Consider the following 25119-nt stretch of genomic DNA (forward strand, 5'->3'; position numbering starts at 1 on the left):
CTTTAAATTTATTATCTTTAAATTTAATTAATATATTACAAAACATTTTATTTATATTTTTCCTTTTACAACAAAAAAAATCAATTTTGGACATAGTAATATTCTCAAAATTGACTTTTTAATATTTTCAATTTTATTTAAAGATTTAAGTAAGATTATTTTGTTTTATATTCACTATATTTTCTCAATTTTTCTATAGATAATTCTTTTATTAGTTTAAATTTTTCATCTGTTAAAATTTCCATTGCCTCTTCGATTCTATTTACTTTATAAATATGGAATTTTTTATTTTTTATAGCCTCTTCCACTTCACTACAAAGCACTAAATTGTCTTCGTTTTTTGCTGGAATTATTACACCTTGATCACCTGTTAGTCCTTTATGTTTGCAGCAGTAATAAAATCCTTCTACTTTTTTAGGAATTCCACCCACTACTTGAATTTGACCTTTTTGATTTATAGAGCCTGTAACAGCAATATTTTGTTTAATTCCTATATTACTTAATGATGATAATAAAGCATATAATTCCGCAGATGAGGCACTATCTCCATCTACACCGCCATAATTTTGTTCAAAACAAATATATGCATTTAGCGATAATGGAAACTCTTGTGCAAAATTTTCTGCTAAATATCCTTCTAGTATTAATACCCCTTTATTATGGATAGAACCACTCATTTTGGCTTCTCTTTCTATATTTACAATGCCCTTACTTCCACAGGCTGTCGAAACAGTTATTCGTGAAGGTTTGCCAAATGTGTGTTCACCAGTACTCAAAACAGATAATCCATTAATTACGCCTACTTGTTTCCCTTTTATGTCGATTAATGTATTTTCTCTTTTATATGATTCATCTATTTTTTCTTCAATTTTATCAATTCTATATTTTTTTGATTGTATAGCCTTTTCTATATGTCTCTTTTCTATATATTTTGAATTATCCATTTGTGCATATAGATTTCCTTCATTTATCATTTCCATTATTTTATTAAAATTAGTAGATAATTTCTTTTTATCCTCTACCATTCTCATACTTTGATTAATTACTTGTGTAACAGCGTCATAAGATAAGTGTTTATAGTTATTTTTTTTACATTGATATGATATAAAACCACTTATTGCATCTTCATTTTCTTCTGTTTTATTCATCTCATCATCAAAATCCACAAATACTTTAAAGTATTTCATAAATTCTGGGTCGTAATTATATATAAGATTATATAAATATCTACTTCCTATAAGTATTATTTTTAAGTCAGTTGGAATAGGCATTGGATTTATAAAACCTTGCCCTTCTATGTCTATTTGTCCAGTTTTTAATGTCTTTTTGAGCAATTCCCATGTATTTGCATATCTTAAAAGTTGATCTACATATAAAACTAAGTATCCTCCATTAGCTTTATGAAATGCACCTGGAATTATCTTTGTAAAGTCTGTTTTTAGATTTCCATTTTGATATTCATATTCTACTTTTCCAAATAAATTACTTGGTCTTGGGTCATTTTCAACAACAACTTTCTTAAACTCTGAATTATCTACAAATAAGTTTACTTCGTATTTTAATGTATAGTTTTTATCATATTTATCTTTTAAATCATCTTCATCTAAATAGAAAAGATATATATATTCTAATATATTTTCTTCTAATTCATCTAAATAATCTAATACTTTTTTATTATCACTATATTTTTCTCTGGCAGCTTCTATATATGGTACTACTACTAATTTGCCGATTTGGTTCTCTGTTTCAATAACGACTTGTTTTACTCTTTCTTCTAATTCTTTTAATTTATATAAGACTTGTATAGCCATTTCTTCAAGCTCTTTTTTAGTCTGACAAAATTCTTCTGCTGATATTTCTTCTTCATAATTATCATCTATAGGCATAAATATAAAGCCTGAAGAGCTACTCTTAAGCTTAAATCCTTTTTCTCTACCATAATTTCTTACACTTTTTAATAGTTTTTCTTTTTCAAACTCATACGTCTGTAATAATTTATTTTTTGTAAGTTCATACTCCTCATTTTCAAATGCTTCGTTAATTTCTTCTGTTAAGCTTTCAATTAAATCCTCCATGTATTCTTTAAATTCCATACCTTTCCCTGCTGGAAAGTCAATAGCAACTGGACATCTTCCGTCTTTAAAATTATATACATAACACCAGTCCTTTATTTTGCTCTCATCAATTTGCTGGGATTGAATTTCATTTATAACATAAGTAATTCTTCCACTTCCACAATATCCTGAAACATATATATTATAAGCTGGATTATTCATTTGTAGCCCTAATTGCATTGCGCTTACAGCTCTTTCTTGACCAATAATACCATCATAAGGTTCAACTTCAGAAGTATTTTTAAATTTTTTCATAGCCCTCTCCCCTCAATACAACATTTTTTCATCTTATCTAATTATATGTTTGAGGGATATTATTAATTATGAATATTTACTTTATTTATCAAAATTTTAAAGATTTATTTTGTTTTCTTCATAAATTATATCTAAATTTCGCTTAATAAGTTTTCTTCCTCTCCAACTAAATGCCTTATTATTATATCTTCGTTTAAATTCTTTATTAGATATTTCATTAATTTCATCTATATCTATTTTTGTCATTAAATTCTCTTTAAATTGAGGGAAGTTTGTAACTTCTATATTTTTATTGTGTGGACATATATCCTGACATATATCACATCCAAAAACTTTTTTATTTTTTCTTAATGCATCTTCTTCTTGTTCAGATAACTCTTCTTTTTTTTGGGTAATGTATGAAAGGCATTTTCTTGGATCTATTTCAAAATTTCCTAAAAGAGCATTTCCTGGACAGGCTTTAACGCACTTATTGCATTTTAAACAAGTTTTATCTAGCGGTATATCTTTTTCAAAATCATAATTGTTCACTATGTATGCAATAAATACATAAGAGCCATACTTATCTGTTATTATGTTGTTATTTATTCCAAAATACCCTATTCCACTTAAATATGCTAAATATCTATCAACCAAAGGACCATTATCTGCAAATATTTCATATTTAAATTCAGGGATTTCATTTTCAATTTGTAGACATACCTCATTTAATATTTGTTTTGTTACAATATGATAATCTTCACCATAGCAATATTTAGATAGATTTGTATCTTCATATTCTCCTGCATAATATGGAAATGCACATACTATTATTGATTTTGCATCTTCCATTATTAACTTTGGATTTGTTCTTTTTTCTATATCTTCCTCTTCCATCCCAGTTAAATATTGCTTTTCGTTTCTATCTATCAAAATTTTTTTCAATTCAGTATATGGGCCAACTGGTGCAATTCCTACAGTATCTATTCCCAAGTTGTTACAAATTTCTATTAATCTATTTTTATCCATAAAATTTCCTTTCGTAAATTGCATTTTAGTTTTATAATAACTAAAGGTAAGGGAGTGATAATTTGATAAAACTAACAATCCCAGGTCGACCTATTAGTAAATCTAATTTTAAACTTACTAATATTCATGGTCAAGCCTGGATGCCAGCAAAAGGAAAACATTCTAAATATTTAGCGTATGAAAACATGATTGCGGGATATATAAACCAACAATATCAGGGTGAACAAATAGAAGAAGATTTAATAACTGTTTTAAAACTTTATTTCCCAAATAAAAGAATGGGTGATTTACACAATTATCCTAAGAGTATATGTGATGGAATTGAGAAAAGTGGAATAATAAAAAATGATAAACAACTTAAACCTGTTTTATTATTTAACTATATAGATAAAGAAGATCCTAGAGTTGAAATATTTCTTTATCCTGCCTCAAAATATGATGTTTCTTATACAATAACTGAAAAATAAACAATAAAAATAGATTGCAGTCTAACATATTGTTGATGCAATCTATTTTATTTATATTTATTTTTCTAAAGTATCAACTACTTTTTTTAACATATCTATTATTGGTAATTCGTATGGACATTTCTTTTGACAGGCACCACATTCAATACAATTACTCGCTCTTTCATTTTCAGCAAGTCCTCTATATCTATCTACTGCCCAATCTTTTAAATTATATCTATTATAATATCCTTCTAATAAAAAGTTTTGAGGTATATTTATACCTTTTGGACATGGAAGACAATACTCACATCTCCTACAGAAATTAGTTCCTAATTCTGATTTAATTTTAGCAATCTTTTTATTATCTTCTTCTGTTAACTCATAATTTTGTAATACATCAGTATTTTCTATAACTTGTTGTGGACTATCCATACCAGGTATTGCAACATCAATATATTCTCTTGATAATAAATATTTCATAGCTAATGTTCCATCATCTATCGCCCCACCTGCTAATGGTTTCATAACTATTGTTCCAACACCTTTTTCATATGCTCTTTTAAACACTTCATCAGCTTGATTCTCAACTATATTGTATGGGAATTGTATAGTTTCAAATTTATCACTTTCTACAGCTTTTTCAACAGTTTCTAAACCATGACTAGTTATTCCAATGTGTTTTATTTTTCCCTGTTCTTTTGCTTCTAACAAAGCTCTATATGCTTTATCTTCACCAAATAAAGTATCATATTCTGCTGGTTTTACATTATGCATCTGATATAAATCTATATAATCAGTTTGAAGATTTTTTAAACTGATTTCTATATCTCTCTTCATAGATTCATAATCTCTTGACATTGATTTAGTTGCTATGTAGAATTTTTCTCTTCTTCCTTTTAGTGCATTTCCTAAATACTCTTCACTAACCGTATATCCCCTTGCCGTATCGATAAAATTAACTCCACACTTTTCTAGTTCATCAATTACTTTGTTTGTATCTTCTTGGCTTATTCGTTGTATAGGAATTCCTCCAAATCCAACTCGTTTTATCTTCATCCCTGTCTTCCCAAAATATCTCATAAACAAATTTCCTTTCTAAAATACACCTTATTAATATATTTTTTAATAAAACCATAATTAAAATGCTAGTATAAACATTACTATGATTTTTAAATTAACTAAAAAAAGTACCAACATAGTTGATACTTATTCTGCAATTTCATTATCAAGATCTGCAGGTATTGCTACCATCATTAGATCATGTTTTTTAACTTCGTCATTTTCTTTTCTATTTGCTAAAATTTCTGAAACCTTATTATTAATCGTATTTTTTAATTCAATAATTTCAGAATCTGATAATTTTATATCTCTGTATTCTAAAACACTATCTAATTTTAATGCCCCTTTTTCAACAGCATTATAAAAATGCTCTATTGTATCTTCAAAATCAGAAATAGATACAGCCCCATCTTTACTTGCAGGATCTAGAGTATAATCAATTATTTTTCTACTCATAACAACATTATTAGCTGTTGGGTAGTAATATTTTTCAACTATACCAGATTTTATTTTTTCCTCAACCAATTCTAATATTCCTACATTGTATAATGTTTTAATATGATAGTTTATCTTAGCATGTGGTTCGTCTAACATCTCTGATAATTGCTTTGCCGATAATGGTTCTTTATCAAAAGCATTCAGTATGTCTATTCTTCTTGGGTGTGCAATAGCTTTAACACACTCTAGGTCTCGCAATACTAACAAATCCTTCATTTTTCTTACCCCCAAAAAAGTCACTTAACTTACTTAATATAAAAATAATTATATATTAAATATATATAATTGTCAAAAAAACCTAATACATATATTGGCAATGTATTCATGTATTCTTTCTAATTTTTTACCAACAATTTAAGTTCAGATTTCAAATTGTTTGAATAATCTAAACATTAGATATTACTATAGTACATGATTTGAATCTAAATTTCAACTCAAATACTTAGTGTATAAAAAATATTTTTTCTATATCAAATTTATTATAAAAAAATAAGAATCAAATTTTATTATAATTGATTCTTACTTTTTATTTGTTTTATATATTTTTATAAACTTAGTGTACGATTTTACTTCCACCAATAAATTCTCTAATTATTGCTGTTGGTGGTATATCAGATAAGTCATCTAATTCCACAAAGTATTGTAGCAATTTTAGAAGTCTCTTCGCTTCGATATATGCCTCACTTGTTTTATCAATTTGTTCTAATAATGGTTTTGCGTATGCTTTTAATAATGATAATTCATATACACAAGCAGTATTAAACATTACATCAGCTTGCTCTTGATAAGGGAAGATATTTTTTTCTTCTCCTCGTCTTACAGATGGCCATCCCTTTATAGTCATCTCAGCAGTATGACCTCTAAATTGATTGTCCCTAACTATTCTTCTGATTAATCTTAAATCAGTAGTTGGTATTCTATTGTGGTCATCTAAATTTAATTGAGTCAATGCACTTAAATAAATTTTGAATTTTTCATTATCAGGTATTGACGCTGTTAACATTGGATTTAAACCATGTATACCTTCTAATATTATCGGCTGATTTTCATCTATTTGTAGAATTTCGCCTGGTTCACTTTTTCCTGTTATAAAGTTATATCTAGGAAGTTGAACTTCTTTTCCTTCTAATAAATCATTTAAATCTTTATTGAATCTTTTTAAATCTATCGCACGTATAGATTCATAATCTAAATGTCCAAACTCATCTAATGGAGTTTTATCTCTATCTATAAAATAATTATCTAATGAGATAGATATAGGATTTAGGTTATTAACTTTTAGATGAATAGATAACCTTGTCGCAAAACTTGTTTTTCCTGATGAAGACGGTGCTGCAATCAAAATTATTCTTTTGTTTTCTTCGTTTATTATATCAGCAATCTGTCCAATCTTTTTCTCATGTAATGCTTCTACAATTCTTATTATCTCACCATATTTTCCTGATTCTATTATTTTATTTAGAGTTAATACCTTGTCTACACCCATTAAATCTGACCAACGCTCTGCTTCTTTATAAATACTTGCAAGCTTTGGTTGTGGTATAAACTTTTTAGGGATGTGTTTATCATCTTCGCTAGCAGCCATTAATATTACTCCATTTTTATATTTGAATAAATCATAACTTTTTATATATCCAGTTGAAGGCATAAGATATCCATAAAAATGATCAATATAGTTATTACATTTATATATTTTTACAGTATCTCCATCTTTATACTTGATTAATTCGGCCTTTTCATTCAAACCAACAGATTCAAATATTTTTATTGCCTCTTCTTTGCTATATACAGTTTTATTTATTTCATAATCATTAGATATTATTTTATCCATTTTTTCTTTAATATTTGCTATGTCGTCTTTAGTAATAGCTCTATCAAGATGTATCTCACAATAAACTCCATTAGATAATGAATGTTCTATTACTACTCTACTATCTTTAAACAGACATTTACATGCCATAATAAAGACAAGATTCAACGTTCTAGTATATACTCTAAGTCCATCTGGATTTTTAGTATCTAAGAATTGTATATCACTATCTTCTTTAATATAAGTATTCAATTCCTTTAATTCATTATTTACTACAGCTAGTGATATATAACCTGAATAATCTTGTTCTACATCTTTCGCTATATCAGATAGTTTAATTCCTTGTTCATTATTTTTTACAGTGTATGTTTTTACATTTCCATTAATATTTAAATTAATCATAGTTGTACCCCTCTTCTAAGAAAATCTATTTAAATATTATAAATTAAAATATGTTTCCCCTTTTATTTATTTTATTATTGGTTATATATATTTGTACCTAATTAATCTTTAAAAATATATTAAATAAACTATTTAATTAGACTAATATCATTGAAAGGATATAGTCTAACTAAAACTTTTCCTTCTACATCATTTACATCAACTAGTCCAACTTGTTCGTATCTACTATCTAAACTAACTTCTCTGTTATCTCCTAATACAAAGAGTTTTCCTTCGGGAACTACTATATCTACATCTCCAGTAGTATCCATACCTTCGCTTAAATAAGTTTCATCAAGTAACTTATCGTTTAAATAAACTTTGCCGTCTTTAATTACAACTTTGTCTCCTGCAACACCAATTATTCTTTTTACTAAATCTTTGGTTGTGCCATCATTTTTTTCTAAGTCAGATTTAAAAACTATAACATCTCCATTTTTAGGTTCCCCTATTTTATATCCAATTTTATTTATTATAAGATAGTCATTTTCGTGAAGAGTTGGAAGCATTGAATCTCCACTAACTAGTGTTGGTTTTATGAATAAAGTTATTACAAATGCTAATACAATAGCTAGTCCAAAAACTTTTACCCATTCAATTATGCTGTTTTTTACACTTTGTGTTTGATTTACTTCTTTCTTTCCCATTATATTCTCTCCTCTCTGCACTAATTAGATTGAAATATATATTATATTCAATAAAAAGGGTTATTTTCCTTTATTTGACCATTTAGGTTTATAATAATTACTTAGTGCAATAAACTGTTAATATAAATTTTTAATAATTTATTCTTAATCCTTTTGGGTAATGATTTTTTAGTACACCGTTAGATTCTTTTCCCCATCCAATAGGAATTTCTTCTACAGTTACAACTACCCATCCACGACTTTCCCCTGTATTTATTACATTTCCTCTTAGGTAATCAAATATAGTTTCATCATTTAAAGATATATTTTCTGTATGTTTTATTTGTTCTGTTTTTAAATAATGTGATAATGCATGTGATGGTTCAAATCTATTTTTCTTTAATACTCCTAGGTGTAAACCATATCTTAATACTTTAAGTTTATCTACATTTGGACATTCATCAGGTAATAAGTATAAGTTGTCCCCTCTTAACATAAATTTGTTGTCTACATTTATATTAAGATGTTTTTTCTCAAAGTTTCTGTATTCTTTTATCTCATTATTTAATTTTTTTATTTTCATTTCTTTGACTCTACAGTCTTCATCATCTAATTTTTGAATTTTAGCTACAAAGTGACCTTCACCTTTTACTTTATGAGGCCATAATCTTTCCATTTCTATTAATACTGCGCCCTCATGTTCTGCTATAAATTCTTCTATAACATCTTCATTTTCTTCTCTTGAGAATGTGCATGTTGAGTAAACAAGTGTTCCGCCTTTTTTAAGCATTTTATATCCATCTCTTATAATTTCTTTTTGGATAGATTGACACTCTAAAACTTTGCTATAAGTCCAGTCTTCTATTGCAACTGGATCTTTTCTAAACATTCCTTCTCCAGAACAAGGTGCATCTATTACTATTTTATCAAAATAACCTGTAAATACTTTTCTAAGGTGAGCTGAATCGGTATTTGTTATTATACAATTTCTAGCACCAAATCTCTCAAGATTTTCACCTAATGCCTTAATTCTTATAGGATTTATTTCGTTTGAGACTAAAAGTCCTGTATCGTCTAATTTAGATAATATATATGTTGATTTTCCTCCTGGTGCTGCACACATATCTAGTACTTTATCACCTTTTTGTATATCTAATTTAGGCACTACACTCATTGCAGATGGCTCTTGAAGATAATAAGCTCCTGCCTCATGAAGTGGATTTTTACCTGGTTTACACTCTGTTTCATCATAGTAAAACCCTTCATTTGTCCAAGGAATTTGATCTAACTTAAATAAATTTAATTCCTCAAACTTATCCTTTGTCATTTTCATTGTATTTAATCTAATACCTGTTGTCTTTTTTTCATTATAACTATTTATAAATTGTTCATACTCATCTTCTAGTATTACTTTTACATCTTCTAAAAATCTTTCTGGTAAACTAATCAAAATTTTTTCCTCTCTGTCATATTTATTTCTTTCCATGTTTTAGTCTATCAAAAAATCTCTTTTTTGAATATAACATATATTTATTAAATTTATTTAAATTAATTGTTGCTAAAATTATAATATATATTATAAAAACTATAATAATCCATTTATACTGTATCATCAATATAAAATCAAAAGTACCATGAAGTAATATAGGTATTAAAAAAGCTAGAATTAAGTTCTGTCTTTTTTTAGCTATATTTTTTTCAAATTTATATTTTGAAATATAATATCCCATGGTAATTGCAAACATAATATGAGCTGGTATTGATATTATAGCTCTAATAAATGCTACTTGAAATATCATTTTGGAATCATAATTAATATGAATTAAATTTTCGACAGTTGCAAATCCTAGTGATAAAAAAACAGAATACATTATTCCATCTAATTTTTCATCATATGAATCTTCTTTTTTTGAAAAAATATAAAGTACTAAACCTTTTAATATTTCTTCCGTACATCCTGCTATTACAAATGCAGTATATATCAAATTTGTATCATCCTCAAATATATTTCTATCTATCAAAAATTTTTCGATTATTATTGCAAAAAAGCTAAGAATTATACCTAGAATAAAATATTTTAAAAGTATAGAAATATTTTCCCTGTTATATTTATCTTTATAATAAACCCATAATATAAAGCTAATTATCGGTAGAAATGTAATTAAAAAAGCCAACATATAAAAATATATTTTCTCCTCTCTTTTATTCTGTTATTGCTCTTATAAAATATCTTTTCACAAAAGACTAGCTCTATTCATAAAATAAATAATAGAATTATCAATAATTTTTTACTTTTTCTCAACAGTTATTATTAAATTGCATATAGTTAATAATAATACAATTTTAGTATGTAACTTGGTAGGTACTAAAATTATATTATGTGTTATAAAAGAAAAGAAGGTGATTAAATGCAAGACGGTTTCTTAACAATAAGCGTTGTAGATTCAACGACTAATGCGCCGATACAAGATGTTACTATAAATATTTATGGACAAAATGCAGATGGTTCAACATCTTCTGCTATATATCAAAACTTAAAAACTAATGAGTCTGGTCAAATTGTAAATATTCCTTTATCTGCACCAGATGTTGATTATTCATTAGATCCAACTTCTACTACAAAGCCTTATGCTGACTATATAGTCGAAGCTATAAAAGATGGATATGAAACAATAATTATAGATGGTACACAACTTTTGCCTATAGTAACTGCTAGACAACCTATTCCGATGACACCAAAACAAAGAAGTAGACGATCTTATAGAAGACAAAATGAAATCACTTATGATATAGGACCACATACTTTATGGGGAGATTATCCACCAAAAATACCTGAAGACAGCTTAAAACCAATTCCTGCACCAACAGGATTTGTTGTATTAGATAATCCAGTTGTTCCAGAATTTATAGTTGTTCATGACGGATTGCCATCTGACTCTTCCGCTGAAAATTACTGGGTTCCATTTAAGACTTATATAAAAAATGTAGCATCATCCGAAATATATCCAACATGGCCTGAACAAACAATTTATGCAAATGTAATAGCAATTATATCATTTACTTTAAATAGAGTTTTTACAGAGTGGTATAGAAACCAAGGATACAACTTCACAATTACATCTACTACTAATTATGACCACAAGTATATTCATAACAGAAATATTTTTGATGAAATATCAGTTGTAGTAGATACAGTTTTTAATACATTTATAAAAAGACCTCCTACAGCAAGACAGCCACTTTTAGCACAATATTGTGATGGTCAAAAAACACAATGTCCTGACCAAATGACTCAATGGGGAAGTAAGAGTTTAGGTGATCAAGGATATAATTATGAGGAGATTCTTAAATATTTTTATGGAGATAATATATTGTTTGCAGAAGCACAAATTGTATCTGGAGTTCCAGTTTCTTTTCTTGGAACAACATTAGAAATTGGTTCTAAAGGAACTCCTGTTAGAACTATCCAAAATCAATTAAACGCAATATCTAACTCTTACCCAGCTATTCCAAAGGTCGCTGAAGATGGAATATATGGTCCGTCTACTGCTGAAGCAGTTAGAACATTCCAAAAGATATTCGGATTACCACAAACTGGTGTAGTAGACTTTAAAACTTGGTATGAAATTTCTAGAGTTTATGTTGCAGTTACAAAAATTGCTTCATTACATCCTATAATCTAAAAATAAAAGTATCTTGGCACATTATATATAGCTAAGATACTTTTTTATATAAAATATTAAACTGTGGTAGCTTTAGAACTATAAAAAATTATTTCTTTGTATTTAGGAATTAGCAAGGTATTTATAAGCTCTTTTTTTATAATAAATTCTGGCACACCTGCTACATAAGGAGCTATTTCATATAAATCAAAAAATATAACAATTGAATCATCCTTTATATAAAATTTTTGATTATTTTTTATTTTATTGAAAGCATATAATTGTGTGCTATCTTCAGGAAGGCCTTGCTCTTTATTTAAAGTTTTTATCTGAGATTTTATTTCATCATTTATAACTTGCTCATAATTTGAATTTTGAGTAAAAATATCATTTAATACAAATGTATTTCCAGATGTTAAATCTATATTGTATGGTACATATTCATAAATTCCATGTGCTCCACCGCTATATTTATAATATTTAATAAGTATACTCAATATATCGTCATTACTTTTTTTAACTTCATAATCAGAGCTTACAATAAATTTATTTTCTGCTTCGGGAAAATCATCAAAAAAAGATTGTGCTTCTTTGTATGAGTTATTATAAAAACTCATTATATCTGTTTCAAATTTTTTATTTAGATTATTTTCAATACTCTTATTTCCCATAGTTAACTGTGGTATTTTCAAGTCTGCCTTTATATATTTATTGTCTTTATTTATTAATTTTGATTGTATAGTTGTAGTTATAATATTTAATTCAAACGCCTCTTTTACCTCATCAAAATTACACATAGATATTATTAAAATTCCTATAATTAAAATTATGATTGCTGTTGATTTTTTCATAAAAAAACTCCTCCTCTATTTATTTATAGAGTGAGGAGTTTTTTTTATTTTATTCCTTAAATATATTATCGGTACTAATTTCAAATTCATCTACTTTTTTGCTATAGAACCAGTCCACTATTCCTAAAAGAATTGACAAGTACATATTTATACCAAATACTGCTCCCATTGAACCATATAAGTATAGTTTAATGAAGAAGTCACCAGCAAATGCTTTAAATAGCATATGAATTTCTCTTGGGTCCATAATTTCTACTTGTTCTGTAGTTATTTCTTTAAGTTTAAGTGCTTTCATAGCATCAACAGTAAATCCAATACCTGTAATAAGTAATGCATCTACTATGCATTTTACAATGTAATCTTTTGTATCTTTATCAATAAATTTAAATTCACTTTCTATACAGTTAAATACTATTTTATCTACTATATATTGATTATTTTCATTGAAATCTAAGTCATTAAATAGTTTATCTAAATATGATTCTATCTCTGAAAGTAAAATATTTTGTTCTAATAAATTATTTAATTTCATACCTACTATGTTATTTTCATAAGCTATTTTAATAGATTTTAATATTAATTCTTTAGATTCAATATTTTTATTTAATTTTTCTAGTATAGATTTAATCGTAAATTCTAGAGTTTCATCTATATCTATTATATTCGATAGTTTTTCATCTAATATTTTTACTATTATATTTTGATTAATATAATCATTTATAAATTTATTTATATTCTCTATGTTATTGTTATAATTATCATTTACTAGGCTTAAAGTTTGAGCAATTTCTCCCTCAAACACTTTGTATAGATTTTCTATATTTTCTATATTTGTGTCTTTAAATATATCTGATAATTTTATTTCTTTCGCTTTATCAATTGTAACTAAAGCTAAGTCATCAACATTGTTAAATATTATTTCATTTTGTTTTATGTCTTCAGCAAGTGTACTTGCTATTAATTTTGTATTTACATCTTCTGCTACAAAGCCAACATGTTGTATTGTAGTTGGGTATATAGCTGATTTTAGACATATAGAAGTTGTTTTTATTGTAGAATACATAGTATCGTTTATAAAGTCTTCTAATTTTGTCTCTATGATGTTTATAACAACAAGACTTACAAGTCTATCTCCATTCATAAAGTCATAAGCCATTTTTACGAAGAAATTAAGTTGTTTTCTCACCATATTAATAACCATATTAACGACTTGTTCTTTGTTTTCTTGGGCATAATTATTTACTTTTCCTAATAAAGCCGCTGTTATTGAGTATAAATTTTTATCTAAAGTTATTCTTATACTTCCACCAAAAAGCTCACCAATTGTTTTCTCTTCATGAAGTTCACTTTGTAATAATTCATCTATTGATTTTTCTAATAATGTTGGTAAATTTATAACTATATAATTATTTAAATCTTTATCAACCATTGATTCTAATTTAGATAATTTTTCACTTCCAATAACATCATAAAGTGTTTTTGATTTAAAATCATTATAAATTCCTTCATTATTTAAAATTAATGATTTTACTAACTCTTCTTTAAGTATTTTATCTACAGAAGTTTTTATACTATTGTCTATAGCTTCATTTACTCCATTATTTATAGATTGAACTACTGCTTCTGGCAATAAGTTATTTATTGTTTTTTGTCTATCAATTTTTTCTTGTGCAAATTTTATTACTGCATCATCTAATTTATCTAAATTTGATAAGAAGTTTTCTGATACACTAATAGCCTTTTTCTTAGTTAATACTTCATCTAAAGTTACATTTTCTGCTGTATTAGATAAAGCTTGGGCAATTTTTGTTTTGTTTTGTTTGCATTTATCTATAATAAATTTATATAAGAATTTGCTTATTTGATTTTTCTTTTCACTAGCTATATCTACTAACATTTTAAAATTGTTTTTAGATACAAAGTTAAAGATACTTTGTGAAAATTTATCTTTTTTGCTATTAAATAAACTTTCTACCCTCTTACCTTTTAAAAGTTCATTATCTATAAAGTATGCCATACCATTTGCAAAGCCTTCTTTGTGCGCAGGTATATACCCTTGTGAAAATACTTTAAATAGAGGTATTTTTGCAACAAATTTATTTTTTTCATATGGGTGGAATATCATCCATAATGCGATTACATTTGTAAGTATTCCTACTAATCCCATAAGAACACACGCCATTATTGTAGTTTGATATCTGTTATAGAAACCTAGATTATTTATTGTTCCATTTATTCCAAATGCAAATATTAACCCTGCTACAGTTCCTAATAAAGCTCCAAAATAAGATAATGGTTTAAGCTGTTTACCCATAAAACTTTGTGCTATATTACAAATTTCATCTTCATCTAATTTTATTAAGTTGTTGTAGATTACTCTTTTTACGTTATTATCTATTACTTTTTCTACATTATTAACAAGACCTTTATGAAGTTTTTGACTTAATGATAAACTAAATCCTTCTTTATCTTTAATTAAGCCTAAAATATCTTTTACTTCTTTATTTTTTAATTGTTCTATAACTGTTTTTTCTAAATCATTAAATTTATTACATGCTAATAAAATTATCGATTCTTTATTTTCTATTATTATATTTTCAAAGTCTATATTATCTAAAGATGAAGATACTATTTTTTCTATATATAATTTGCATATTTTTTTGTTATTACCTAGATATTTTGCAATTAATTTAGGTAATTTTTCAGATAGTACTCTAACTTTTTCTTTTGAAATTAAATTTTCTATTTTATTAGATAGTACCTTATTAGTTTTTTCTTCTACTAAATTTGATACTATTTTTTCTATATTATCTTTTTTAGATTTAATAAAGTTATAAATTAAAGGTGTAATGCTTGATTTAAATATTTTGTCTAAATCTAGGTTTACAAAATTTGATATTGTCTTATCTTTATAGTTAAATACTATCTTTTTAGTTAAGACATTTCCTTTATCATTAAATAAATTTAATAACTTTTCACAAATATCATCATCACTTAAATTTAATTTATCTTCTAATAGTTCAACTATATGTCCGATACTTGTTTCATCAAAGAATTTTGATATAGCTAAGTATATTTTTTGGCTATCTTCAGGTGATAAGTCATAATTATCAACCATATTTGCAGCTCTATCAACAATTTTCAATGTTTGAGAGATTGTCGATAACATACTTCCAAATTTGTCTACTATACCTCTGAATGATGGATCTTCTGCATCATTCACAGTTTCATTAACTGATGTATTTATTATAAAGTCTATCTTTTCTTTATTTTCATATAACCAGTTTGATATATGTGGAGCGATATCTGGAATAATAAATCTAATATAACTTACTATTGAATTTGCTAATTCTTCTGGAAGTATTTCAAATAAAGTTACATCCATATCTTTAGCTATAGCCAATAATTCAGATACAATTTGTTTTACTTTATCTCTATTTGTATCTTCGTTTATTAATTCTTTTATATTTTCAAATAGTAGATTGCTTATATTGTTTAAGCCTTCTTCTCCAGCTATATCTTCTAAAGTTTTTTGATTTAAATTCTCTTCTAATTTAGATATTACAGATTTTAAGTCTAATAGAGCATATATTTTTTCTATTAATTCTAAACATTTTTCTTTATCATCAATTATATTTTCAATAGACTGATTTATAATTGTTGTTATTCCTTGAATTAACTTTATTTTAGCTCCTTCACTTAAAAAATCTGCTAAAACTTCATTTTTATTTTCATCATATACACATGATAAAAATTCTTCTAATTTTTCATCTGTTTCTAGTACTTCTATGATTAATTTTACTATTTTTTCACTTATATTATCTAACTGATCTTTTTGAATTAATTTCTTTATGTCTATTTTATTAGACATATTATCTATTAATTTTGGTAATTCTTCTTGTAAATTTTGTTCAATAAATGTTACACATTGTTGTGAACTAGAACTTATTTTAGGAATGTCTTTTAACTTTACACCATCAAAGACATCATTTAATGAATTAGTAACAAAATCAATACATGCTGCATCGATAACATTTGAAAAGTCTTTGCTTTCAATAGACCCAATCAAAGTTTCTGAGTTTACGATATCTCTTTCTACTAATTCACTTACTTCTTCTATAAATTTCACTTTATTTTTTTTAACTGCTCCTCCAATTTTTAAAGGAGTATACTCTTTAAAAATCATGTTAACCGCATATTTATTAGTTATATATCCTGCAACAGCCCCAGAAAAGCCCTGCATCAATATAAAAACAATATCCTGTACGTTTGCCATTTTTATCACCTATTCACTATTATTTATAATTAAATTGCATAAATTTCCTTAAACAAGTATATAATAAAATTTCCTATTAAACAAGAAAGTTACAGTTAAATTATTTGGTTTTAAACTATATTAATATGCTAAAAAATCTATATTAACAATATATTAGACATATTCTCTCTTTAATATGAATTATATCAATAAAAATTTGTTTTTAACCGTATAAAAATGCCTTTTTAATATAAAAATCAAAAAGGCATAGTTTATTAATTAAGTTTAATTTATTCTATAGTTGAAATTACATTATAAAGTGCGCATACTGCATATGGAAAAATATCTTCATTAAAATCAAATTTGCCATTATGAAGTGGATAATTTTCTTCATTTTCTTTTTCTGCAAAGAATACCATCCTCACGCCAGGCACTAATCTAAAATAATAAGCTGCATTATCTCCTGCTAAAAATGGCTTTTCTCCTAAAACAAACTTGTCTCCAAATACTTCTTTTCCAACTTTGCTACCCATTTTTACTAAATCAGGATTGTTGATTAATGCAGGAAGGTGTGAAGTTAATGTTGCTTTAATTGTTGCTTTTGTTTCTTCTTCAATTTCTTTCATTCTGTCTTGGAGGTATGTTAAAACATATTCAAGATTTTCTTCGCAAAATGTTCTAATAGTTCCTTCTAGTTTCACATTTTCAGCCATTATGTTATTTTTTACTCCACCATTTATAATTCCCATTCCAAGTACAAACTGTATTTTTTCTTTTAAATCTTCATTTATTTTGTCTATAGCGTCTATGACTTTTGCAGCTACAGATATTGCATTTATCCCTTTTTCTGGCTCACCCCAGTGTGATGATTTTCCTATTATCTCAATACTGACTCTTCCTAGGGTTGCGGTGGAAACTCCCTTTTGAATCTCCATTCCTATAGGTGCCGAATTTGCATAATGGAAAATCACCATCTTATCTACAGTTGGATTTTCTAGTACTTTTTCTTTTATAAGTTTTTTAGCCCCTCTTCCAACTTCTTCTGCTGGCTCAAAAATAAATTTGACATTGCATTTTAATTCATCTTTATGCTCATAAAGCAGTTTTGTCACACCTAATGCAGTAGCTACAATTCCATCATGGCTACATGCATGCATAACTCCTTTATTTTTAGATTTAAATTCTAAATTTGTTTCTTCTTCTATTGGCAATGCATCCATTTCTGATCTCAATCCAACAGTTTGAAATTCTGGATTATTCATAAGCATTGATACTACTCCTGTATCTCCAATAAAGTTTGCTTCTAATCCTATTTCTTCTAAACATTTTTTTATATATTTGGATGTTTCGTATTCATGCTCACTAATTTCTGGATACATATGTATATGTCTTCTGATTTTTATTACTTCAGGAATTACTCTTTTTATATCTTCACTATCTATAAACATCAATATTCCTCTCTTTCACAAATATACTATATTAAAATCCATATTAAAACTAATCTATTTATTCTAAATTATTATGTCCAAATAAATAAATTTCAAAAAGGGCTGTCCTATAGTATTTTATAGTATGACAGCCCTCTTTATAATTTTATCTAACTACTACTGCTTTTTTACCAATAGTGTCATAAACATATTTAAATTGAGATTTTTTTATTTTTAATTTTCCTATACCTGGATCAGTTAAATAGTAATAATCTTCATCAAATCCAGTTAATGTTGTAACATGAAGATTTTTAGCAACCCATAGTTGGTCTGGTGTACCTTCATACCAATAACCCATTTCTGGATTTCTGCAATATGCTGTTACCCATACAATTGATGGATTTCCTTTTATTAATTCTTTCTCTAACTCTTCTACACTTGCACCTGTAATATCTGCACTATTTGGTCTATATTTTTTTGCAAGTGATTCTAGTGCAGGTGGATATATTGTTTGGAATATGCCTTCCTGTTTTTCGTATTGACTTCCAACAAATCCTAAGTTTGGATTTTTATTTGGTGACAGAGGCATTTCCTTTGCCATTTGTGTTTTTGTTACAGGTATTCCTCTATATCTTAAAAGTTGAGCTAGTGAAGTTGCTTCGCAACCCATTGGTAAATCTGGATATTGACTTATACGTGGAACATCAAGTATTACAGATTTAGGATTTGATGATACTTTGCTTAAATATTGGCTAGATACATATCCAACTTTTCCGTTATAATTTATCTTACTCCATCCATTACTTTCTGATATTACACTTACTCTCGTTCCCTGTGTTAAACTTCCTATTTTACTATAATTAGTTCCCGCTCCACTTCTTACATTTAATACATTTGTATTTACTTCTTTTATAGTATTTCCTGATGTATTATTATCTGGAGTAGGATTACTAGGTTTATTCGTTTCTGGAGCTGGATTTGATGATACTTCGCTTACATATTGGCTAGATATATATCCAATTTTTCCGTTATAATTTATCTTACTCCATCCATTACTTTCTGATATTATATTTACTTTTGTTCCTTGTGTTAAACTTCCTATCTTACTATAATTAGTTCCAGCCCCACTTCTTACATTTAATACACTTGTATTAACTAATTTTATAACGTCTGCAAAACTTATACTTATGTTTGATATACCTGCAAACATCAATGTCGATGCTAAAGATGTTATTATAACAATATTTTTTAAGACTTTTTTTCTATTCATCTCAATTCCTCTTTCTGTTTATATTCCCTATTTATAATATGTATTTAATTTTCCTATACTAATACTTAACCCTCATATACCAATATAAAATTTATTATGCTTTTGACTTATCATTAAATTTCAAAGTACTCTTTTATAACTTCTACAACACCATTTTCATCATTTGATTTAGCTTCATAATTACTTACTTCTTTTAATTTTGGATGTGCATTTGCCATAGCATAGCTATATTTACAACTTTGCATCATCTCATAATCATTTAGATAATCTCCAAATGCCATTGTTTCATCATAAGTCACATCATAGTATTCTTGAATTCTCTCTATTGCTGTACCTTTATTTACACCAACATTCATAAAATCCATCCATAACTCACCAGATACTGAAATTAAAAAATCATTTTCTACTTCATCAAATTCTTTAGATAAATATTTTTCAGAGCTTTCATCATGGAATAATGCTATTTTACATATTTTATCTTTACCTTCTTTAACTACATCTAAGACATCATCTACAACTTGTAATTTTTCATAGTAAAGACGTGCATTTTTTATAAAAAATTCACCCTTATTTTCAGTATATGCACTCTTTTCCCCGCATAAAATAATTGATGCACCATGTATTTTTCTAGCAATTTCAACTGGTTTAGTTAACTTTTCTCCATCAATTTCGCTTAAATATACAATTTCCCCTTTATCAAAAACCATTGCACCATTTTCACTTATATAAATTAAATCATGCTTATAATCTCTAAATTGTTTTTCAAGATTATAATATTGTCTCCCACTAGCTACAATAAATCGTACTTTCTTTTCATCCAATTTATCTAACACATAATCTAACTCTTTCGGAACATTTTTTTGGCTATCTAAAAGAGTCCCATCCATATCAGTAGCAATTATTTTTATCATATCTATCTCCTCAATTCCCCTTATAAATTTAATATATTTCTAAATAATCTCTAGAATATTTTAGCATAACTAAAAAAACTTGCGCAATTAAAAAAGATGTATCGAAAAATAGATAAATTCTATACTTCGATACATCCTTTTTAATTGTAGTTTATAAGTACATATGTATAATACTGTAGTCAAGTTTAATATTATTTTCATTATTCATCATACCATTTTTTAAATCCTCTGCATTTTTATAAATACCCTCTAATATTATTGCTTTTATTTTTAATAAATTTAACATTTAATCCATCTCCTCTATTTTGTTTTATCAACTTTATAGCTATATTATCCAATTTCATTATTTAAAAGTTTTTAAAAATATGTTAACGAAATATTAATTCATATTAAATATCACATTTATATAAAATTACAAATCCTTCTATACTTTAACAAAACATTAACAACTCTATGTTATAATTCAAAATAATCAATAAGATTAAAATATATTTAACTAAATACTTATTGTAATGGGGGTAATTTTTAATGATTAATATTCTTGTAGTTGATGATGAAAAACACCAGAATAATGTTATTTGTTCTTATTTAATAAAAAATAACTTTAATGCTATTGGATGCTTAAATGCCAATGATGCATATGATGTAATGTATGACAATCATATAGATCTAATTATTTCTGATATTATGATGCCAGGTATTGATGGATTTGAATTTGCAAAATCAGTTAGAGATATTGATAAAAACATTCCACTTTTATTTCTAACAGCAAAAGATGATATACAATCAAAACTTCGCGGTTTTAGTTTAGAGATAGATGACTATCTTGTAAAACCTGTAGAGCTAGATGAATTACTTGTTAGAATTTATGCATTACTTAGAAGGGCAAAAATAGAATCAAGCAAAGAACTTAGAATTGGTAATTTAGTAATGAATAGCGAAGAAATGACTGCTGTATTTGAGGGTGAAGAGATTCCACTAACATTGAGAGAATTTAATATTTTATTTAAACTTCTTTCTTATCCTAAAAAAACATTTACACGCGCTCAAATTATGAATGAGTTTTGGGATGCAGATTCAACATCTAGTAACAGAACTGTAGATGTTTATATGACAAAACTTAGAGATAAATTTTCTAAATGTGATGAGTTTAAAATTGTTACTGTTCATGGACTTGGGTATAAAGCTGTCTTAAATTAATATGAAAAAGTGTAAAAATACCGTACATAGTTCTCTTTTTTCTTTTAGAAAGTATCTACTGTTTTTTATTATGATTGCATTTGTTATTACATGTAGCATCCTTTTATTTTTAAATGGATTTGACTTAGAAAAATACAATTTTAGAAAAAATGCTGCACCTACATTTTTCAATATACTATTTCTCAGTTTAATTTTCACATTAATACATGGTGCTTATTATAGATTTGTTGTGGAAAAACCTGTTCAACAAATTCTTAATGCTACGAAAAAAATAATTAATGGCGATTTTAATGTAAGAATTGAACCAATGGATACATTCGGAAAAAGAAATGAATTAGATATTATAATTGATAACTTCAACGAAATGGCAGAAGAATTAGGCAGTATAGAAACTCTCCGTACAGATTTTATATCTAATGTTTCGCACGAACTTAAAACACCGTTATCAATTATTCAAAATTACTCTGCTTTAATGCAAGATGAGCGTACAACAGATTTAGAAAGAAAAGAATACTCAAAATCAATTTATGAAACATCACAAAATTTATCTAATTTAATTACTAATATTTTAAAACTTAATAAATTAGAAAATCAAAAAATATTTCTTGAAACTAGTGAATATAATTTAAGTGAACAACTTATCGAGTGTTTACTGTGTTTTGAAAGTATTTGGGAAGAAAAAAATATAAATATAGATGTAGATATTGAAGAAGATTTAATATTAAATGCCGACAAGGAACTTACATCTATTATCTGGAACAATCTCTATTCTAATGCATTTAAATTTACTGAAGATAGTGGTGAGGTAAGCATAAATGCGAAAAGTGAAAATAACTTTATAATTGTATCAATTAGTGATAATGGTTGCGGTATGAGCAAAGATACCGGCAAACATATTTTTGAAAAATTTTATCAAGGCGATACTTCCCATGCTACAAATGGAAACGGGTTAGGTCTTGCATTAGTTAAACGAATTATAGATATTATGAATGCTGACATTTATATAGAAAGTACATTAGGAAAAGGGACAACTTTCACAGTAAAGTTAGATCTTAATAAAAATAAAATTTATAATATATAAAAATATAAGGGGGAAAACATATGAGTAAAGATGAAAAATTTGTGTATAGTTATTCAGCAAAACAAAAAAAAGAAATAGAAGAAATACGTACTAAATATCTTCCTAAAACAGAAAATAAACTCGATAAAATACGTAAACTTGATGAGTCTGCCACAAGAAAGGCAACTATCCAATCAATTGTAGTCGGCTTAATTAGTTCTTTAATATTTGGATTTGGATTATGTTGCGTTTTAGTATGGAAAGATAGTCAATTTATTCAGGGAATTATAATAGGAATAGTTGGTCTTTGCGGAATGCTTCTTGCTCTTCCATTATATAGTCATATTTTAAAAGTTCAAAGAAATAAAATATCTGAAAAAATAATTTCATTAAGTGATGAACTTATAGATGAAATGTCTATAAAAAATTCTTAATTAAATAGTTTTCTAGACTGTAGATTTATTGCAGATGCAAATTTATCTTCAGTCTTTTTTATTTTAAAAAAGAAATGATCTAATTTTATTATACTTATAAAATATGTGCAAAAAAATACCTAGATATAAATCTAGATATTCTCAAAACTTATTTTATCCATTAATTCTAGTATTTTTTCTTTTCCCCTAAGTTGGTCATACCAATTAGTTGGTATATCATCAAATCCATATATAATTCCTGCAAGTCCACCTACAACAGCAGCCGTTGTATCAGTATCATTGCCCAAAGCTATAGCCTTTTTTATAGCATCTTTATATGAGTTGCTTTCTCTTATAACCTTAAAAGTACTCTTTAGACAGTCAATAACATATCCTGTTCCTCTTTCTTCTATTATTCCGTCGGGTAAAATATTATTTTCAAATTCATCTAAATAACTCTTATTGTCACTATATATTGTCTTTAGAGAATTTATCCCTACTGAATATGCTTCCTCAAAATCCATGCCCTCGAGCAAGTATTTTGCGATTAAATTATAAAATGCACAACATACATGATTACATATATTTCCGTGTGTAATCATTGCTTGTTCATGAGAATCAAAAACTAACTGTTCATCACTTCCCTCTTCAAAAAGTGCTAAAGCTAGAGTCCTCATCAAAGCTCCATTTCCTTTTCCCTCAGGTATACATAGCCCTGAATATCTAGGACTTGTTCCTCTTGCATACTCAGTTAATGCCTGTAAGGTCTGTCTTCCAACATCAAAAACTTCACCATCAACAGCCCACAAACCATGAGATACCCATGCTAAAAGTTTTTTTGCTGCATTGTCGATATCAAATCCATCACATTCTATATAACTATCAATAAGGCACAAAAATTGTGCACTATCATCTGAATATGTACCAAAAGGTATATCAATATACGTCTTTCTAAAATAATCTGGTGCTACCATATCAATTTTATCTATGTTTGGAATGTTTTCTTTAGGTGTAAATTCATATGGTACTCCTACAGCATCACCGATTATTAATCCCCAAATACCACCTAAAACCTTATTTCTTGGATACGACACTTTATTCATAAAACATGCCTCCTTTAAAATAAACTTCCTATACTATATTATAGTCTAAAAACTTACAATTTTTATACGTTTTTAGTTATTTTTTATTTAATAGGCGTAACTTTCTTTTGTTTTTAGGTTTTTACAAAAAAAATAGTTGGTGTATATCACCAACTAGAATTTTTCTAAAATTCGAACCTTGTAAATTTACTCAATCCGATTTTATCAAAATTTCTAAGAAATTTAAAAGCATAACTTATCGTTAAACATTTAAATTTTAATCAATATTTGAGATTGAAATGTATATTGAAAATATTAAGGAAGATAATCTTATTATAAGAATTCTATCTTTTGATAAAATCCCCTTCAAAACTTTTAAAATTTTTTTAGTTTTAGTTTTACAATTTTCCTTACTTTTCTTTTTTATTTAATTTTATTTAAATTACATTTTATTCTTTATTTACTATATATATTTTTTTAATTAATCACTTAAAAATATATACTCGAAATTACAAAAAAATAAAAGAAAGAAGATAGTCCCGCTCCCTATCCGCTTTCCTTTTAAATGTTTAAAACATACTATAATATATTATTTCTTTATAAAATTTATTCCATAATTTCTTGTCCTTCTTTTATTTTAATTTTAGTTACAAGGATTTTATGTTAAAATGTCAAAATAAATATATAATTTTTATCACGAGAAATTATTAAATTTACAATAAATTAAA

20 protein-coding genes are annotated in these 25119 nt (G+C 26.4%); 5 read left to right on the top strand and 15 right to left on the bottom strand.

Annotation, left to right across the window (positions count from 1 at the left end; all coding sequences use genetic code 11):
* Window positions 1–155: 155 nt before the first annotated feature.
* Window positions 156–2369 (bottom strand): Lon protease family protein, encoded by a 2214-nt coding sequence (locus RDX53_RS01755; protein ID WP_195929492.1) that lies wholly within the window; start codon window positions 2367–2369, stop codon window positions 156–158.
* Between the two features lie 96 nt (window positions 2370–2465).
* Window positions 2466–3377 (bottom strand): tRNA epoxyqueuosine(34) reductase QueG, encoded by a 912-nt coding sequence (gene queG / locus RDX53_RS01760; protein ID WP_195929491.1) that lies wholly within the window; start codon window positions 3375–3377, stop codon window positions 2466–2468.
* 62 nt (window positions 3378–3439) lie between these two features.
* Here queG and RDX53_RS01765 point away from each other — a divergent pair, with 62 nt between their 5' ends.
* Window positions 3440–3844 (top strand): RusA family crossover junction endodeoxyribonuclease, encoded by a 405-nt coding sequence (locus tag RDX53_RS01765; protein ID WP_295572739.1) that lies wholly within the window; start codon window positions 3440–3442, stop codon window positions 3842–3844.
* A 57-nt stretch (window positions 3845–3901) separates the two neighbouring features.
* On the opposite strand, the gene RDX53_RS01770 is transcribed toward RDX53_RS01765, so the two are convergent.
* The 6 genes from RDX53_RS01770 to RDX53_RS01795 form a co-directional block, all read right to left on the bottom strand.
* Window positions 3902–4906, bottom strand: a complete 1005-nt coding sequence (locus RDX53_RS01770) for an aldo/keto reductase (protein ID WP_195929489.1) — start codon at window positions 4904–4906, stop codon at window positions 3902–3904.
* A gap of 126 nt (window positions 4907–5032) precedes the next feature.
* Window positions 5033–5599, bottom strand: coding sequence for a helix-turn-helix domain-containing protein (locus RDX53_RS01775; RefSeq protein WP_307993605.1), 567 nt, complete (start codon window positions 5597–5599; stop codon window positions 5033–5035).
* 337 nt (window positions 5600–5936) lie between these two features.
* On the bottom strand, window positions 5937–7595 hold the full coding sequence (locus RDX53_RS01780; RefSeq protein WP_295572748.1) for a nucleoside kinase: 1659 nt from the start codon (window positions 7593–7595) through the stop codon (window positions 5937–5939).
* A 128-nt stretch (window positions 7596–7723) separates the two neighbouring features.
* Window positions 7724–8281, bottom strand: coding sequence for a signal peptidase I (lepB, locus tag RDX53_RS01785; RefSeq protein WP_195929486.1), 558 nt, complete (start codon window positions 8279–8281; stop codon window positions 7724–7726).
* 130 nt (window positions 8282–8411) lie between these two features.
* Complete coding sequence (locus RDX53_RS01790) at window positions 8412–9710, bottom strand: RsmF rRNA methyltransferase first C-terminal domain-containing protein (RefSeq protein ID WP_195929485.1); 1299 nt, start codon at window positions 9708–9710, stop codon at window positions 8412–8414.
* 22 nt (window positions 9711–9732) lie between these two features.
* Window positions 9733–10437, bottom strand: coding sequence for a PrsW family intramembrane metalloprotease (locus tag RDX53_RS01795; protein ID WP_195929484.1), 705 nt, complete (start codon window positions 10435–10437; stop codon window positions 9733–9735).
* Between the two features lie 231 nt (window positions 10438–10668).
* On the opposite strand from RDX53_RS01795, the gene sleC reads away from it, so the two are divergent.
* Window positions 10669–11943, top strand: coding sequence for a spore cortex-lytic germination protein SleC (gene sleC, locus RDX53_RS01800; protein ID WP_307993607.1), 1275 nt, complete (start codon window positions 10669–10671; stop codon window positions 11941–11943).
* Between the two features lie 56 nt (window positions 11944–11999).
* Here sleC and RDX53_RS01805 read toward each other — a convergent pair whose 3' ends face one another.
* From RDX53_RS01805 to RDX53_RS01830, 6 genes are all read right to left on the bottom strand, one after another.
* On the bottom strand, window positions 12000–12773 hold the full coding sequence (locus tag RDX53_RS01805; protein WP_295778825.1) for a DUF3298 and DUF4163 domain-containing protein: 774 nt from the start codon (window positions 12771–12773) through the stop codon (window positions 12000–12002).
* Window positions 12774–12822: 49 nt separating this feature from the next.
* Window positions 12823–17049, bottom strand: coding sequence for a DUF445 family protein (locus RDX53_RS01810; RefSeq protein WP_307993609.1), 4227 nt, complete (start codon window positions 17047–17049; stop codon window positions 12823–12825).
* Window positions 17050–17318: 269 nt separating this feature from the next.
* Window positions 17319–18476 carry a M20 family metallopeptidase gene (locus RDX53_RS01815; RefSeq protein ID WP_307993611.1) on the bottom strand — a complete coding sequence of 386 codons (1158 nt, stop codon included), beginning with the start codon at window positions 18474–18476 and terminating at the stop codon, window positions 17319–17321.
* 145 nt (window positions 18477–18621) lie between these two features.
* Window positions 18622–19725, bottom strand: a complete 1104-nt coding sequence (locus tag RDX53_RS01820) for an SH3 domain-containing protein (protein WP_307993613.1) — start codon at window positions 19723–19725, stop codon at window positions 18622–18624.
* 113 nt (window positions 19726–19838) lie between these two features.
* Window positions 19839–20636, bottom strand: coding sequence for an HAD family hydrolase (locus RDX53_RS01825; RefSeq protein ID WP_295677144.1), 798 nt, complete (start codon window positions 20634–20636; stop codon window positions 19839–19841).
* Window positions 20637–20787: 151 nt separating this feature from the next.
* The gene (locus RDX53_RS01830; RefSeq protein ID WP_295677140.1) at window positions 20788–20922 is read right to left on the bottom strand and encodes a hypothetical protein; all 135 of its coding nucleotides are present in this window, start codon (window positions 20920–20922) and stop codon (window positions 20788–20790) included.
* Between the two features lie 242 nt (window positions 20923–21164).
* On the opposite strand from RDX53_RS01830, the gene RDX53_RS01835 reads away from it, so the two are divergent.
* The 3 genes from RDX53_RS01835 to RDX53_RS01845 all read left to right on the top strand — a co-directional run bounded on the left by RDX53_RS01835 (window position 21165) and on the right by RDX53_RS01845 (window position 23330).
* A complete protein-coding gene (locus tag RDX53_RS01835) occupies window positions 21165–21836 on the top strand; it encodes a response regulator transcription factor (protein ID WP_295732788.1) in 672 nt (223 codons plus the stop codon).
* Window positions 21837–21906: 70 nt separating this feature from the next.
* Window positions 21907–22917: a HAMP domain-containing sensor histidine kinase gene (locus RDX53_RS01840; RefSeq protein ID WP_307993616.1), complete on the top strand. Its 1011-nt coding sequence runs from the start codon at window positions 21907–21909 to the stop codon at window positions 22915–22917.
* A gap of 20 nt (window positions 22918–22937) precedes the next feature.
* Entirely contained in the window at window positions 22938–23330 is a 393-nt protein-coding gene (locus tag RDX53_RS01845; RefSeq protein WP_307993617.1) for a hypothetical protein, read from the top strand.
* A 131-nt stretch (window positions 23331–23461) separates the two neighbouring features.
* Here RDX53_RS01845 and RDX53_RS01850 read toward each other — a convergent pair whose 3' ends face one another.
* Window positions 23462–24412: an ADP-ribosylglycohydrolase family protein gene (locus RDX53_RS01850; protein WP_307993619.1), complete on the bottom strand. Its 951-nt coding sequence runs from the start codon at window positions 24410–24412 to the stop codon at window positions 23462–23464.
* Window positions 24413–25119: the final 707 nt, after the last annotated feature.

The organism is uncultured Intestinibacter sp., assembly GCF_902468165.1.
Classification (GTDB): domain Bacteria; phylum Bacillota; class Clostridia; order Peptostreptococcales; family Peptostreptococcaceae; genus Intestinibacter.